The organism is Pseudomonas sp. DY-1, assembly GCF_003626975.1.
GTDB lineage: Bacteria > Pseudomonadota > Gammaproteobacteria > Pseudomonadales > Pseudomonadaceae > Metapseudomonas.
Genome location: NZ_CP032616.1, coordinates 1,291,236 through 1,305,502, shown reverse-complemented (window position 1 = coordinate 1,305,502; position 14,267 = coordinate 1,291,236). Strand labels below are relative to the sequence as shown.

Below are 14,267 nucleotides of genomic sequence, written 5' to 3'. Positions count from 1 at the left end.
CATGGAGGTGCGTTCATGGTCGGTGCATTTGTGATTTTACTGATAGCCCTGTGGGCGCTAGGGCTAATCACTTCCTACACGCTGGGAGGTTTCATCCACATCCTGTTGCTTGGGGCGCTGGCTGGCCTGGTGTTCCTGATGCGACAAGGCCGGCGATTCTGACGAGGCGTCCGCCACCGCCAGGGGCCTAGACATACCTAAGGCCGGCACATCAGCACCAGCAGTTCGCCATGGCAATTGAACTCATTCTTTAGCAACTGCCCAGGGATAGGATGTTGGTGAGCTTCGTGTCAGAAAAGTGAAAGCGTGCTGTCAGGCGAGGCGCAAGAGATCCTGAACGCCAGGATTCCTGTTGGAACCCAGCTGCGCTCGTTCAAAACTGTCCTCACCAACCACGTCAACCGCCGTCGTGGTTCTTACCTAAGGATTCGCATAATCTATATTATGGTAAATCACGTGTTATGCCATAAGTGTTCATGACGGCGTTAAGGTTCTGATTCGACAGATCCCCTTTCGGCTTCCAGCCCTGCAAACGGACCACGCCAAGATTGCTCATGGCGATGCCCTGCAAGAGGTCTTCTCCGTGAAGCTATTTCAGCGCCGTTTCGCCGCCGGCTAGCGAGTCCCGCTGCTTTTCCAAGACGGTGCTGCCGTACCTCTACCCGTGCTCGTGCTTCCTCTATGCCCAGATCAAGCTGGTGGCAGCATTAGTGATCGGTATTACGCGCCGCGTGGCCCGGTGCAGCGACTTCAAACCCAGCAACGATTCCAACCCCTGCGTCTGGCCGGAGTTGCTGGTCTTCTCCAGATTCAACACCTCCGCTACACGGTTAAATCATCCCACCGTTACCAGCCTGCAGAACGCACGCACCGCTCCAAGCGACCGAAGGCGATGGTAGTGCTTCTGACAGATTTCCCCTCGGCGCCTTCAGCTTTACTTCGAGCTACCTGGTGGTCCACAGCTCGCTCCTGAAGAATCGGCAACACAAAACTTCTACAAGCCACGTTGACTTGTACAGTTTTCGCGTTAGGCTCCTGGAAAGTTGTACGAAAAATCGCTTTGTACAAATATTCGAGGCGCCAGAATGCCTGACTTCCTGCGAGGCTTTGCCCAATCGTTCTCTTCGTTGGATTCCAATAGCCTGGGCAATCTGGATAAGTTGTACGCCCCGGATGTGCAGTTCCGTGATCCTCTACACCGCTTGAACGGCCTTCCCGCGCTTCGACGCTACTTCGGGCAGATGTACGCCAGTGTCGAGGACCTACATTACGATTTCCACGGATTCGATGAAGTCGGTCCCGGTCGAGGCTACCTTCGTTGGACCCTGTGTTTTCGTCACCCACGTTTAGCCAGAGGTGAAATCATCCAGCTGGACGGCTGCAGCTACCTGCATTGGCGCGAGCGGGTTTATCTGCACCACGATTTTTTCGACGCTGGGGCTCTGATCTACGAACATCTGCCATTGCTGGGACGGCTGATTGTCAGGCTCAAAGGGAGGCTGGCATGAGTCGTGTCTGGCTAACAGGGGCCAGCAGCGGTATTGGCGCAGCACTGGCGGAAATCCTGCTTGAAGAGGGCCATCAGTTGGCCTTGAGTGCCCGCCAGATTAAGCCCCTGCAGGCACTGGCTGCACGTTTCCCCAACCAGGTTCTGCTCGTAACGGCCGATATCAACGAGCGGCAACAGGTTATGGACATGGGCCAGCACATCAAGGACTCCTGGGGTGGCCTCGACCTGGTGATCCTCAATGCTGGCACCTGCGAGTATCTGGAGCCCGGGTATTTCGACGCTGAACTGGTGGAGCGTGTGGTTCGCACCAACCTGTTCGGAACCAGCCACTGCGTACAGGTGGCATTGCCACTGCTTCGCCGTGGCGAGCGCCCTCATCTCGCTGTCGTTTGCAGCGCGGTAACCTGGCTGGCGCTTCCGCGTGCAGAGGCCTATGGCGCGTCCAAGGCGGCCCTGCGCTATCTGATCGAGTCGTTGCGTATCGACCTTGCCGCAGAAGGCATCGACGTGACCCTGGTCAGCCCTGGCTTCGTCGACACCCCACTCACTCGCCGCAACGACTTTCCCATGCCCATGTGCTGGTCAGCACAGCGAGCAGCCAGACACATTGCTACTCACCTGCGGAAACGCCCCCTCGAGATCGCCTTTCCCCTCCCCTTCATTCTTGCCATTCGCCTGCTTGGCAGCCTTCCAGCGCGCTGGCGCCTGGCTCTGGGCCGACGTCTGGCACGTCCACAACGAATGGACTGAAACGTGCGCATCGCGATCATTGGCAGTGGCATATCCGGCCTCACTTGCGCGCACTTGCTTTCGCGCCGCCATGAAGTAACGGTGTTTGAGGCCAGCGACTGGATTGGCGGCCACACTCATACCGTCGATGTCCAATGGCAGGACCGAAGCTACTCGGTGGACACCGGCTTCATTGTGTTCAACGACTGGACATACCCGAATTTCATCCGTCTGCTACAGCAACTGCGAGTGGCCTCACGGCCTACCGAGATGAGTTTCTCGGTGCATGATCCGGCCAGTGACCTTGAGTACAACGGCCGCGATCTGGCCAGCTTGTTCGTGCAACGACGCAATCTGTTATCGCCGGCCTTCTGGAAGATGCTTCATGACATCCTGCGCTTCAACCGCGAGGCTCCTGGCTGTGTGCACGAAAGACGCGTCACTCCTCAGACCCCGCTTGGCGAGTACTTGCGCATACGCGGCTACGGACATCGCTTCATCGAGCACTACATCATTCCCATGGGCTCGGCCATCTGGTCGATGTCACGGACACAGATGCTTGATTTCCCGCTGCAGTTCTTTGTGCGTTTCTTCCATAACCACGGTTTGCTTTCGATTAGCGAACGCCCGCAATGGCGAGTGATCGAGGGCGGTTCACGCAGCTACATCGAGCCGCTGTGCGCCCGTTTCCGAACGCGTCTGCGAGTCAGCTGTCCGGTGAAACGAGTCGGCCGGGACGTCGATGGTGTGCGGTTGCTGAGTGCGGTGGGATGGGAGCGCTTCGACAAGGTGGTGTTCGCCTGCCATAGCGATCAGGCCTTGTCCCTACTGGAGACCCCAACCCAGTATGAGCGAAAGGTGCTTGGCGCCTTGACGTACGCCTGCAATGAGGTGGTCCTGCACACAGACGAGAGTCTGTTGCCGCAGCGACGCAAAGCTTGGGCCAGTTGGAACTATCGGCTAGGTGGCCCACCGGATTCGCCGGCGACGCTGACGTACAACATGAATATCCTGCAAGGCCTCGACGCCCCGGTGACCTTCTGTGTCAGCTTGAACCAGGGCGCGGCAGTCGACCCGTCCCAGGTGCTCGCACGCTTCGAGTATGCGCACCCCCAGTACACCCAGGCCGCGATTACCGCTCAAGCCTGCCAGCAAAACCTGCAAGGTCATCAGCACAGCTATTACTGCGGCGCGTACTGGGGCAGTGGCTTCCACGAAGATGGCGTCGTAAGCGCACTCAAGGTCGCCGCCCACTTCGGTGAAATGTTGTGAACAGTGGCCTCTATCATGGTTGGGTCAGCCATCGGCGCTTCGCGCCCTACCTGCACAGCTTTCGCTATCCCATCGGCATGCTCTACCTGGATCTTGCAGAGCAAGAGCAGGTGCTAAGCATGTCTCGCCTACTGCGCCCGCGGCTACTGGCGCCACTCTGCTGGCGCGAGTGCGACTACCTCCCAGCCTGGACTAGCACGGGCCTTTCACTGGCGGACGCTGTGCGGGCATTGCTGCGCGACGCGCTGGGCGAAGCCCCTCGGGGCGCCATCCATTTACTGACGCAGCCGCGCAACTGGGGCCTGTCGTTCAATCCGGTGAGCTTCTACTTCTGCCACGACGACATCGGCTACCTGGCGGTGATCGTCTGCGAGGTACGCAATACGCCCTGGCGCGAACGCCACCACTACGTGCTGCCAGTTCACGCCGAAGGGGCGCACGAGTTCAGGGTTGCCAAGGCCTTCCACGTCTCGCCCTTCCTGCCGCGAGACATGGATTACCGCATGCGTTTCCTGGTCGAGGGCCCGCACCTTCGCGTGCACATGGAGAACTGGCGTGATGGGAAAAAACTGTTTGAGGCGTGCCTCAACTTGGAGCGCCAGGCACTGGACTCCAAGGGGCTGCGCCGCCATGTGCTGGCCTTTCCCTGGATGTCTCTGCGCACCCTGACCGCCATCTACTGGCAGGCCCTGCAACTACTGCTCAAAGGCACCCCCTTGCACGATCATCAAGCGAGTGATCGCCACCTGAGCGTCGGCCAATCCGCTAATGAGGACTTAACGCATGTCCGATCCGACTCTGAGCGCTAGCAAAGCCGGCAACCTGCGCCCATTCGCAGGCAGCCTCTTCAAGCAGGCCGTCCTCGCCCAACTGCGCCGCCTGCGCCATGGCCACCTGCGTATACAGTTTCGCGGTGGGCAATTGGGTTTCGGCGATCCAACCAGTTCGCTGCAAGCCCAGATAGAGGTCCTGGATGAGGCGGTCTGGGGCCTGGTTGCCAGCAACGGCTCGATCGGCGCCGGCGAGGCTTACATCCTGGGTTACTGGCGAAGCCCCGATCTAGCAGCAGTAACCCGCCTGTTCGTCGCCAACCTGGCCGTGCTCGACGCCATGGAGAGTGGCTTGGCGCGGCTGGGCCGGCCGTTGCTGCGCCTAATGCACTGGCTCAATCGCAACAGTCGAAGTGGTTCACGCCGCAACATCATGGCGCACTATGACCTGGGCAACGCGCTGTTCGAACACTTGCTCGATCCCACCATGATGTACTCCTCGGCCATGTTCGAAAGCCCCGAGCAGAGCCTGGAAAAGGCTCAGTTGAACAAGCTCGAGCGCATTTGCCGCAAGCTCGACCTGCGCCCAGGCGACCACTTGCTGGAGATCGGAACTGGCTGGGGCAGCCTGGCACTATATGCGGCCAGCCATCATGGCTGCCGGGTGACCACCACCACCTTGTCGGAGGAGCAGTTTGCACACACCATGCGGCGCGTCGAGGCTCAGGGTCTGCAACAGCGTATCTGCGTGTTGCGCAAGGACTACCGCGATATCGAAGGGCGCTATGACAAACTGGTATCCATCGAGATGATCGAAGCGGTCGGCCACCGCTACCTACCTGAATACTTCCGTCGTTGTGCCGAGTTGCTCAAGGACGACGGACTGATGCTGCTGCAAGCCATCACCATTCGTGACCAGCGCTACGAACTGGCCCGTCGTTCGGTGGACTTCATCCAGCGCTACATCTTCCCTGGCGGCGCCCTGCCCTCGCTAACCAGCATGCTGCAGACGGCCAGCGCCGAAACTCAGCTCAACCTGTTGCACATGGAAGACTTCGGAGCGCATTACGCACGTACTCTGAGACTCTGGCACGACAACCTCCGGCAGTCGCGCCACGCCTTGCTGGAGCTCGGCTATGACGAGGCCTTCCAGCGCCTCTGGGAGTTCTACCTGTGCTACTGCGAAGGTGGTTTCGAAGAACGCGCCATTGGCGTTGCCCAGTTGCTCTGGGCAGGCCCGGCCTCTCGCAGCGCTCCCCTGCTGGAGCGACTGTAGGCCGAGCCATGGGCCGGGCCTGGCTGATGGGCAACGCGCTTTGGCTGCAGCTGGGCTGGTGGGGCTGCGTGCTCGGCGCCCAGGCATCCTGGTTGCTGTTCGCGGTCGCCGTCGGGCTGCTCTTGCACTTGGCGCTGTGCCCCCACCCCCAGTTGGAGGCCGGTGCATTGTTGCGGGTCGCCCTGGGTGGCTGCGCGATGGACACGGTGCTTGGCGTAGTGGGTGTATTCGACTTCGGCCACTCCCCTCTTCCGATCTGGCTCGTCATGCTCTGGCTGGTTTTTGCCTGCGGCCTAAGACACAGCCTGGCCTGGGCATCGCGGCCCGCCTGGCGAGGAATGCTCCTCGGAGGGATCGGTGGTCCGCTGGCCTACTGCGCAGGCGCGCCATTGGCTGAGGTTTCACTACCCATGGGCGTAGCTGGCACGGTACTGGTGCTAGCGCCGCTCTGGGTGATCTGGATGCCTCTGGCATTTCGCCTGTCGGGGACGCGCTAAACGACGGCAGCGCTCCGAGCAGTAGCGGACTTCATCCCAACATCGCCGCCAACGCTTGCGCCATAAGAACGGGCGATCGCAGACCGGGCATACCTTGCTGGGAAGCTCAGTCTTCTTCACAGGGAGTCTCCGGCGTCCAACCGCGCCAGCAGTTCCTCGCCGCGCGACCAGATTGCCTCACGGCGCGCTTCAGTCATGTTCAGCAGATTGCGATAAACCATGGCCAACCGTGGATTTCCCCCCAGGGAATCGCGATGACGCATCAGGAAATGCCAATACAGCGCATTAAATGGACAAGCTTGCGGCCCCGTTGCCTCATCAACCCGATAGCGGCATTCCTTGCAGTAGTCTGACATTCGCTGGATGTAGCGGCCGCTGGCGCAATATGGCTTGGAGCCAAGGTACCCGTTGTCGGCGTGCATCACCATGCCCAAGGTGTTCGGTAGCTCAACCCAGTCGAAGGCATCCAGGTAGACCGCCAGGTACCACTCGCAGATGGCCTTGGGGGCTATGCCAGCGAGCAGCGCAAAGTTGCCGGTCACCATGAGCCGCTGGATGTGATGGGCGTAACCCAGATCAAGGGTTTGGCCAATCGTCTGGGCCATGCAGCGCATCTCAGTGGCGCCAGTCCAGTAGAACTCCGGCAATGGGCGGTGATTGCCGAATGCGTTGAGTGCGGCGTATTCGGGCATGCGCAGCCAATAGATGCCACGCACGTACTCGCGCCAGCCAATCAGTTGGCGGATGAACCCCTCGGCGGCATTCAGCGGCACTTGCTTTCGTCGGTAGGCGCTTTCCACATCCGCACACAGTTGGCGTACATCGAGCAAGCCGATGTTCAGCGCAGCGCTGATTCTCGCGTGGAACAGAAAGGGCTCGCCGGTGGCCATGGCGTCCTGGTAATCGCCGAAGGCGGCCAGGGAGAAGTCGAGAAAGTGCTGCCACAGAACATGTGCGTCGGCGTGGGTCACAGGGTAGTCGAAGGGCTCCAGACTGCCGTAATGGTCGCTGAATCTTGCACGGACCAGCGTCAGCACTTCTCCGGTGATGGCATCGGGTTGGAAGCGCATGGGGATCGGGCCACGGAGGCCACGCGGCAGCGCCTTGCGATTCTCCGCATCGAGATTCCAGGCTCCTCCCAGCGGACTGCCGTCTGGCTCAAGCAGTAGGCCGGTGCGTTTGCGCATCCCGCGGTAGAAATGCTCCATCCGCAAGTGCTCACGGTCTCCTGCCCAGCGCGCGAACGCCTCTCGGGAGCACAGGAAACGGCGGTCAGGGTGCCAAGTCAAAGGCACTCGGCAGTCTTTGAGCGCCTGCTCCAGGCGCCACTCACCGCACTCGGTGACATGTGCCTCCTTGGCCCCCAGAATCTCCATCCAACGATGCAATTCCCCGGGCAGGCTGCCGCTGTTGCCGTCATCGTCCAGACGTACGTAAATCACCCGCCAACCACGCTGGAACAGCGTTTCGGCGAAGTGCCGCATGGCGCTGAAGATCAGCGCGATCTTCTGTGGATGGTGAGCTACGTAACGCGCTTCGGTGTCTACCTCGGCCATCAGCACTGCGTCCTGCCGGGGATCCAGGGCGTCGAACAGGCTCAGGTCGAATGACAGCTGGTCACCAAGCACGAGGCCTATACGGCGAGCAGACAGCGGCATGCGCAGATCGCCTGCTGCAGGACCAGGTCTCAGCCGGCGGCCATCACACCCCTCTAGCGCTTTAAGATTCATGCGTCTTCCACGGTTACCAAGGCAGACGCTCGCCGTCGTAGGCATAGAACCCGCCGCTCTCGGCAGGTCCAAGGCGGTCGATAAGGCTGAGCAGATCAGCTGCCGCCTGTTGCGCCGGGCGTGCCAGCGCCGCGCCTCGAAAGGGCTCGGACAGTCTGGAAATCACCGTACCCGGATGAAGACTGAACAGGCACGCCTGGGGCTGGATGCGGACCAACTCGATGGCGGCAGTCTTCACCAGCATGTTCAATGCAGCCTTTGACGCACGGTAGGCGTACCAGCCGCCCAGGCGATTGTCGCCGATGCTCCCCACCTTCGCCGAAAGCAGCGCCATCTTTCCCCGCGCATGCAGCAACGGCAGGAAGTGGCGCAGCACCAGCGCCGGTCCGAGCGCATTGACCTGGAACACGGCCTGCAACGCGTCGGCCTCAAGAGCGGCCAGGGATTTTTCCGGCCGCAAGCCCGGACGGTGCAGCAGGCCGGCTGAATGCAGGATCAACTGGTACGGTCCCTCTTCTGAAAGCTCGGCGGCAGCTCGTGCGATACTCGGTGGGTCTTCCAGATCGAGCTTGGGCGTGCTTGCGCGCCCCAGTTGGTGGACCGCGCTGCATCGTGGGTCGTCTCGCAGCAGCTCACAGAAGGCAGTCCCGAGTGCCCCGCTCGAACCAATGACGAGGGCCCGGTAACCATCATCCATCGACTGAAGACTGAGCATCTCTCATCCCCCCTGCCCGCCTGGCTGTCGGCAGAGCAACAAGGTCACTCGGCCCAGTTCCATCCCGAGCCTGCATACGTTTGAGCGGTTGATCGGGGTGACCTTGTCAACGAGGTACATCCAGTCGTCGACGCTCAACTCGAACGTCGGCACGTCCATCGGCGGAATCAGACGGGAATGCCTTCGCCATGCATCGAGCAAGAGACTCATTCGGCGGCGACCTCAAGCCCCAGCAGTTGGCGTCGCAGTTCGGGATTGCGAGTGCGCGGGTCCAGCCAGATTGCAAAAAAAGCACGGGCGAAATCCGGATCGGCCACCTCTCGTCTCAATTGCCCATCCACATAGAAGCGGCATCCCCGGCCCGGCAAGTACAGGCCCGTGATGCTTTGGCCGGGGGCTACATCGACAAAGGCTTCGTGCATTTCGCGCGCCCAATGCGCCAAGCGATCCTCATGGAACCTTCCATCACCTAACCTGCGCATTTCTTCCAGACTGACCTCCACCAGGTCGCCACGCTTGATCTCACGCCGGTAGGTCAGTTCCAGGGCGAAGGAGTTGTCCAGCGTTGGCCTGGCGCTTGGGCTCCAGAGTCTCGCTTCGTAGATTGAAAAGCCGAACCACTTGAACTGGCCCGTGCCGACAGCGCGCGCACCAGGCAGGTCTTCACGCCAGTCCGCCAGCACCGCTGTCGCGTCCAGCAAAAGCACCAAGGCCAGGGAACTGACCTTGTGACCCCCGCGTTTGAGCAGCCAGCCGAGTGCCACCTTGCGACTCCCCTGCCAGAAATTACGACACGTCGAAATAGTTGTACATAAAAGTGATTTGTACAACTAATTTCACTATCCGGCTTCACAATCAATAGATTTTCAGCTCGTGGACCACCAGACATTGCCGTGCCCATTGAAAGGACCGCTCGCAAGGATCTTATCGTGGCTGAAGCCCAGGCTACGGTGGCATTGGGATTCGAGCGTTGAGCTGCATGCACGGCGCTCTAGACCAGAAGCTCCGGCGTAAGCATCGCCACCGGCATTCCCTTGCCGAGAACGGCCTCCAGACACAGATTGGATTCGCCATCGGGCCAGCAAACGAAGTAGCCGCCGGCGCTCTTGTTTCTGATGCGGAATCGCCACTCCCGCTCTACCAATCGACCAAAGCCGCTCGGTGGCTGCTCCAACTCGATCACGGAGTAGAAGCCGTCCGGTGTTTCAACCCGTTCCAGGACCTTGACCCGGGCACATTGGAGCGCGAGCACGACCGACTCTTGATCGTCCAAAAGCTTGTCCAGGGCAAACAGTTCGAGGGGCGTCAGTTGCATGGCCATGATCTCCACTCACTTTCCAAAAGGCGCATGACACTTGCCTCACCCTGCCGCTGCAGGGTGAGGTGATTAATGAGTTTGGGGGTTAGAGAACCTGTTCGAGACCGATCAGGCGGGCAAGGGTGAGCGCAACCTCTTCTCGAGACACAGGCTTCTGCGGCTGAAGCAAGCCGTTGCTGGATGTCATCCAGCCTTCACCGACCAGCAACGAGGCAGCCTCTGCTGCATCAGGTTCGATTCCGCCCAGGTCCTTCAAATCGGCGCGTTGCTGCAGGCGGGACTTGGAGAACCCTTCAACCAGCGCCTTGCAGGCTACGGCCCACTCGGCACGCGTCACTTCGCGTTCACCGTCAAAACGCTTGTCGGCGGCCATCCAGCCATTGGAAACGGCAACCTCGATGGGCTCTCGCAAAGGATGGCCATAAGGCACATCTTCAAATGTTGGCAGCTTCTCCAGCGCCGGCTCCGCTGCCAGCGTCATCTGCAAGGCATTGGCCAGCTCGAAGCGCGACATGGCTCGCTTGGGTTCAAAGCGATTCTCGGAGTTGCTGACCATCAGACCACGGAAGTTGACGGCACGAACTGCGTTCGGCCAGCGACTCGCCGTTGCATCCCGCGGGCTGCTGTAGGCCGGGTCGCGAAGGTTGGCATCTACCGGTTCGATCTCCAAACCAACATTCTGTACCGTGTAACTGGTCAAAGAGTCCTGGATGCGGCTGTGTGCCTTGAAGCCTTCCCCTTCACTGAATTTGAATCGATAGCCGTAGTGATAACCACCTGATGGGTTATAGCGAGTCATCAGCCCGAACTGATGGGTTGCGGTGTTATCCGCGAGCCCGTAAAGCACCGCGCGGGAGATGGCGGAAACTGCGGAAAGGTCAGTAATGAGCTGATTGCCGTTCAGGTACTCCTGGCCAGCTGCGATTTCCGATTTGCCTTCGGCCGGCATCACTTTGCCGCTGCGGGTGTCGTAGCTGTCCCCGGCTCCCAGCATCGCCAACTGCACGCCAGAAAGACGAGTGCCGTATATCCCGAACTGTTTGCGCGCCTGACTGGCGTCCATGACCGTCAAGTAACCTTCTCCGATCACTTGCAATCGGCCACCTGGCTGCACCCAGACAGCGGTGTTGGTGTCTATGCCAAAGCCTCGAGTGACCTTCTGGCCAATCAGGTAGCTGGCCATGCGTGCTGCACGACCGGAACTGGTCTCTTCAATCTGGTCAAAGTGCTGGTCAATGATCCCGGACTTGAACAGCCCTGCACCCTTCAGTAACGCGGTGCCACGCTGGTCGGCCTGCTCCGCGACGCCAAAATCCAGAGTATCCATTACAACGCCATAAGCAGTCGGCATGGTCTCGCCCAGGACACTTGCGCCTGCACTGGTGCCAGCCACCACACCTCCCCTGTCGAAAACGGCTCTCACTGCCTGAAGTGTCTTCGATTCACTGCCATCGCTGTTGTACAACGCCCTAGCGATTCGAGCCTGATCACCGCCAACGAACCAGACGGCAGTGGCTTTCGAAAGTGGCTCGAGCACTGCCGGATCATTCATCGTGCTCTGGTAGTTCTGCTTGTCGATGCCGATGATGCTGATTCGTTCGATTGGCACGCCAAGCGCCTGCAACTCGCTTTGAAAGCGCTTACTTGAGCTCAAGCTGCCGCTGGCGGTGGGAAAAATGACAATCCGAGATTGGTCGCGAGCCCCCGCCAGCTCGATGAACTTCTCGTAAACCTGAACGTTGCTCGCCCTGAGCATGCCCCCCACAGCTATCAAGTGGCCCTCGGCAAGGGGCGACGCGCAATGTCCAGCTAACAGAAGCGCAGCAATCAAGGCGCCAGGTTTGGTCCGCATTCTCATCTCTTCTTGCTCTTGTTCTGATGGATACCCTGGGAGCACATCCCGCCGAAAACTCTATGACGCATTCAATTTCGTGTAAACACTCATATGAAATTATCTGTGTCAATGCGCTGAGCGACATGCTTCCGGTATTGCCACCTTTGACGAGGCATAGCGCCATCCCAGCGTGCACGCCAGGGATGAGAAAAGATCAATCACCCTCCGGCAAAATTGACACACAAAATATCAGCAAGTAGCTTTGATGAAGCGTCACGTTGCACTCATGACCTGTCGTCAGCATCTCTGTGACGGAAAAACTGGACGCCGCGCAAACACTTCCTGGCCGGCATACAAGGGATTCCGTCCAGGTCACCACCACATGAACTGGAGTAATAAATTGAACAAGATCGCTCTACTTGGCGCCTTGGCGCTTTCTGCTTGCGCCACGCTCTCCCAGGCACAGGACTCCCTGCGGATAGGGATCGAAGCCGCGTACCCACCCTTCGCCTACAAGACCGAGGACGGACGTTTGAGCGGCTTCGATTACGACATTGGCAATGCCTTGTGTGCGGAGATGCAGGTGAAATGCGAGTGGATCGAGCAGTCCTTCGATGGCCTGATTCCCTCTCTCAAGGTTCGAAAGGTCGATGCCGTGCTGTCGTCGATGTCGATCACCCCAGACCGCCTGAAGTCGGTCGATTTCACCAAGAAGTACTACCACACGCCTGGCAAGTTGGTGATGAAGGAGGGAGCGAATGTAAGTGACCCACTCAAGGACTTAAAGGGCAAACGCGTCGGGGTGCAGCGCGCATCGACCTACGACCGCTACGCCAGCGACAAGTTTGCTGCGGCCGGGATTGAGGTGGTGCGTTACGGCTCGCAGAACGAGGCATTCCTTGACCTGGTCTCCGGCCGCATTGACGCAACCCTGGCGGACGTGGTGAACATCAGCGAGAGCTTCCTCAAGACCGATAGCGGCAAGGGTTTCGCATTGGTCGGTCCGGATTTCAACGATCCCAAGTACTTCGGCAATGGCGCAGGCATCGCCGTGCGCAAGGGAGATACGGCTACCGCCGAGAAATTCAGCAATGCAATCGCAACCTTGCGCGCCAATGGCAAGTATCAGGAAATCCAGAGCAAGTACTTCCGCTACGACATTTACGGTCAATAGATGCAGGCCCGGGGTACCCGTTCAGCCCGGGTACCTCACTGCTACATGACTTCTGGTTGAAGCGCGGTGGACACTGCCGATTGCGTCAAAGCGGTTTCCACACTCACACAGCGATCACATAAACTGGCGCTCCTGGCCATAAGGACCCTCTCAACGTCATGACCCGAGCGCCGCGAGACCTGTCTGTCTATACCTCACCTGTCATGCGCAAGCTGGCATCGGCCTCCCCCGATTTACCGCCCTCGTTGCGAAAGGTCGCTGACTTCATCCTGCGACATCCGCTCAAGGCCGCGACACTTACCATTGAAGAGCTCGCACAGGAGACGTCGACTTCGGCCGCAGCAGTCAATCGGCTGGCTCGCGCCTTGAAGCTCAGTGGCTACAGCGCACTCAAAACAGCCCTGGTCAGCACACTGCAAGACCTGGTTTCGCCGGTGGACAAGCTGCGCCAGGAAATGGCCCAGCGCCCAGACGGTTCCTTCGGCCTGCATGAGCAAATGCAGGCTGCGGAGGGCAACCTACGTGCGGCCGTCAGCAGCAACAGCCCGGCGGCGTTCGACGCCTTCGTCGAGCGACTCAGCAAGGCCCGCCGCATCTTTATCCTGGGTTTTGGCAACAGTGCTTACATGGCCGGTATTGCAGCGGCCAACCTGATGCCCTATTGCCCCGATGCGACAGCCATTAGCATGGAGGGCGGCAACGAGAATGCCGCCTACAGACTGGCGGCCATCACTCAGCACGATGTGTTGTTGGCGATCTCTCTTCCCCGTTACTCCCTCGATACCATCCAACTCGCGCGCTTCGCCAACGAACGTGGAGCCGGCGTGTTGGCCATCACCGACTCTCCGGCCTCCCCACTGGTGCAACTCGCCGAGCATGTGCTGTTCGCGCCCGCCGAGCACCCCGTCCTGATCAGCTCGAACGCGGCCGCGCTGGCCGTAATCGAAAGCCTGGTCTCCGCCGTGATGACACGTAACAAAGAAGCGGTGAAGTTGGCAGCTGAGCTTACCGAAAGCGTCATGTCGTACCTGCACGTTCCACGTGACCAGACGCGCAACTCCAAAGCGCGTCGGAAATCGGAGAATTAATTCAGGCGTTGCTGATGCGTTGCGGATGAAGAGCCTGGGCCGAAGCCCTTTACCGGCTCGGCCTTGTTCATGGTCAGACTCTCAGTCTTTGGGATCGCGAACGAGGCTGGCGACTGGTATCCAGCAGTCGTCACGATCTACCCATTGCCCAGAATCACTTTGAGCGCCAGTTCGTCTCGGATCGCGCCAATCGGCACTGGATTTCTGACATGGCCTACGTGCAGGCTGTGCAAGGCTGGTTGTTTACAGCCGTCGTCCTCAATCTCAATTCACGCGCCGTCGTCGGTTGGGCGATGTCGCCACTCGACGCAGGGATATCTAAGCCCGTTGGAATTTGAGCTGCGCTATTCGAGC

The 14,267-nt window shown here is 59.6% G+C and carries 16 protein-coding genes; 9 read left to right on the top strand and 7 right to left on the bottom strand.

The genetic code is table 11. The features are described 5' to 3' along the window. Positions 1-15 precede the first annotated feature (15 nt). The 7 genes from D6Z43_RS06315 to D6Z43_RS06285 all read left to right on the top strand — a co-directional run bounded on the left by D6Z43_RS06315 (position 16) and on the right by D6Z43_RS06285 (position 6,054). Positions 16-162, top strand: coding sequence for a lmo0937 family membrane protein (locus tag D6Z43_RS06315; RefSeq protein WP_120651136.1), 147 nt, complete (start codon positions 16-18; stop codon positions 160-162). A gap of 923 nt (positions 163-1,085) precedes the next feature. Next, complete coding sequence (locus D6Z43_RS06310) at positions 1,086-1,508, top strand: nuclear transport factor 2 family protein (protein ID WP_120651135.1); 423 nt, start codon at positions 1,086-1,088, stop codon at positions 1,506-1,508. Then, positions 1,505-2,260 carry an SDR family oxidoreductase gene (locus tag D6Z43_RS06305; protein ID WP_120651134.1) on the top strand — a complete coding sequence of 252 codons (756 nt, stop codon included), beginning with the start codon at positions 1,505-1,507 and terminating at the stop codon, positions 2,258-2,260. The genes D6Z43_RS06310 and D6Z43_RS06305 overlap by 4 nt, the downstream gene beginning before the upstream one ends. Positions 2,261-2,263: 3 nt before the next feature. Beyond that, positions 2,264-3,511: an NAD(P)/FAD-dependent oxidoreductase gene (locus tag D6Z43_RS06300; protein WP_120651133.1), complete on the top strand. Its 1,248-nt coding sequence runs from the start codon at positions 2,264-2,266 to the stop codon at positions 3,509-3,511. Next, positions 3,508-4,320, top strand: a complete 813-nt coding sequence (locus tag D6Z43_RS06295; protein WP_120651132.1) for a DUF1365 domain-containing protein — start codon at positions 3,508-3,510, stop codon at positions 4,318-4,320. The genes D6Z43_RS06300 and D6Z43_RS06295 overlap by 4 nt, the downstream gene beginning before the upstream one ends. After that, positions 4,295-5,557: a cyclopropane-fatty-acyl-phospholipid synthase family protein gene (locus tag D6Z43_RS06290; protein WP_120651131.1), complete on the top strand. Its 1,263-nt coding sequence runs from the start codon at positions 4,295-4,297 to the stop codon at positions 5,555-5,557. Before D6Z43_RS06295 ends, D6Z43_RS06290 begins: the two co-directional genes overlap by 26 nt. 8 nt (positions 5,558-5,565) lie before the next feature. After that, positions 5,566-6,054 carry a DUF2878 domain-containing protein gene (locus D6Z43_RS06285; protein ID WP_120651130.1) on the top strand — a complete coding sequence of 163 codons (489 nt, stop codon included), beginning with the start codon at positions 5,566-5,568 and terminating at the stop codon, positions 6,052-6,054. On the opposite strand, the gene D6Z43_RS06280 is transcribed toward D6Z43_RS06285, so the two are convergent. From D6Z43_RS06280 to D6Z43_RS06250, 7 genes are all read right to left on the bottom strand, one after another. After that, a complete protein-coding gene (locus D6Z43_RS06280; RefSeq protein ID WP_120651129.1) occupies positions 5,995-6,174 on the bottom strand; it encodes a DUF2256 domain-containing protein in 180 nt (59 codons plus the stop codon). The genes D6Z43_RS06285 and D6Z43_RS06280 overlap by 60 nt on opposite strands. After that, positions 6,171-7,712: a cryptochrome/photolyase family protein gene (locus tag D6Z43_RS06275; protein WP_120651128.1), complete on the bottom strand. Its 1,542-nt coding sequence runs from the start codon at positions 7,710-7,712 to the stop codon at positions 6,171-6,173. The genes D6Z43_RS06280 and D6Z43_RS06275 overlap by 4 nt, the downstream gene beginning before the upstream one ends. Before the next feature lie 85 nt (positions 7,713-7,797). Then, complete coding sequence (locus D6Z43_RS06270; RefSeq protein ID WP_120651127.1) at positions 7,798-8,499, bottom strand: SDR family oxidoreductase; 702 nt, start codon at positions 8,497-8,499, stop codon at positions 7,798-7,800. A 3-nt stretch (positions 8,500-8,502) separates the two neighbouring features. Beyond that, complete coding sequence (locus tag D6Z43_RS06265) at positions 8,503-8,658, bottom strand: DUF3833 family protein (protein WP_256661023.1); 156 nt, start codon at positions 8,656-8,658, stop codon at positions 8,503-8,505. A gap of 47 nt (positions 8,659-8,705) precedes the next feature. Continuing rightward, positions 8,706-9,263, bottom strand: a complete 558-nt coding sequence (locus tag D6Z43_RS06260; RefSeq protein WP_174235601.1) for a chalcone isomerase family protein — start codon at positions 9,261-9,263, stop codon at positions 8,706-8,708. Between the two features lie 227 nt (positions 9,264-9,490). Then, positions 9,491-9,820, bottom strand: coding sequence for a hypothetical protein (locus tag D6Z43_RS06255; protein ID WP_162945815.1), 330 nt, complete (start codon positions 9,818-9,820; stop codon positions 9,491-9,493). A gap of 82 nt (positions 9,821-9,902) precedes the next feature. Continuing rightward, positions 9,903-11,669, bottom strand: coding sequence for a cyanophycinase (locus D6Z43_RS06250; RefSeq protein WP_256660955.1), 1,767 nt, complete (start codon positions 11,667-11,669; stop codon positions 9,903-9,905). Between the two features lie 382 nt (positions 11,670-12,051). Between D6Z43_RS06250 and D6Z43_RS06245 the strand changes: the two genes are divergently transcribed. Both D6Z43_RS06245 and D6Z43_RS06240 read left to right on the top strand, forming a co-directional pair. Beyond that, positions 12,052-12,825 carry an ABC transporter substrate-binding protein gene (locus D6Z43_RS06245; protein WP_120651123.1) on the top strand — a complete coding sequence of 258 codons (774 nt, stop codon included), beginning with the start codon at positions 12,052-12,054 and terminating at the stop codon, positions 12,823-12,825. A gap of 158 nt (positions 12,826-12,983) precedes the next feature. Beyond that, the gene (locus D6Z43_RS06240; RefSeq protein WP_120651122.1) at positions 12,984-13,913 is read left to right on the top strand and encodes a MurR/RpiR family transcriptional regulator; all 930 of its coding nucleotides are present in this window, start codon (positions 12,984-12,986) and stop codon (positions 13,911-13,913) included. Positions 13,914-14,267: the final 354 nt, after the last annotated feature.

Bases quoted from the DNA above. Each gene is read 5' to 3' on its own strand.
- D6Z43_RS06250 (WP_256660955.1), bottom strand. From the start codon at position 11,669: ATGCGGACCAAACCTGGCGCCTTGATTGCTGCGCTTCTGTTAGCTGGA.
- D6Z43_RS06275 (WP_120651128.1), bottom strand. From the start codon at position 7,712: ATGCCGCTGTCTGCTCGCCGTATAGGCCTCGTGCTTGGTGACCAGCTG.
- D6Z43_RS06240 (WP_120651122.1), top strand. From the start codon at position 12,984: ATGACCCGAGCGCCGCGAGACCTGTCTGTCTATACCTCACCTGTCATG.
- D6Z43_RS06310 (WP_120651135.1), top strand. From the start codon at position 1,086: ATGCCTGACTTCCTGCGAGGCTTTGCCCAATCGTTCTCTTCGTTGGAT.
- D6Z43_RS06285 (WP_120651130.1), top strand. From the start codon at position 5,566: ATGGGCCGGGCCTGGCTGATGGGCAACGCGCTTTGGCTGCAGCTGGGC.
- D6Z43_RS06265 (WP_256661023.1), bottom strand. From the start codon at position 8,658: ATGGACGTGCCGACGTTCGAGTTGAGCGTCGACGACTGGATGTACCTC.
- D6Z43_RS06270 (WP_120651127.1), bottom strand. From the start codon at position 8,499: ATGCTCAGTCTTCAGTCGATGGATGATGGTTACCGGGCCCTCGTCATT.
- D6Z43_RS06315 (WP_120651136.1), top strand. From the start codon at position 16: ATGGTCGGTGCATTTGTGATTTTACTGATAGCCCTGTGGGCGCTAGGG.
- D6Z43_RS06255 (WP_162945815.1), bottom strand. From the start codon at position 9,820: ATGGCCATGCAACTGACGCCCCTCGAACTGTTTGCCCTGGACAAGCTT.
- D6Z43_RS06305 (WP_120651134.1), top strand. From the start codon at position 1,505: ATGAGTCGTGTCTGGCTAACAGGGGCCAGCAGCGGTATTGGCGCAGCA.
- D6Z43_RS06290 (WP_120651131.1), top strand. From the start codon at position 4,295: ATGTCCGATCCGACTCTGAGCGCTAGCAAAGCCGGCAACCTGCGCCCA.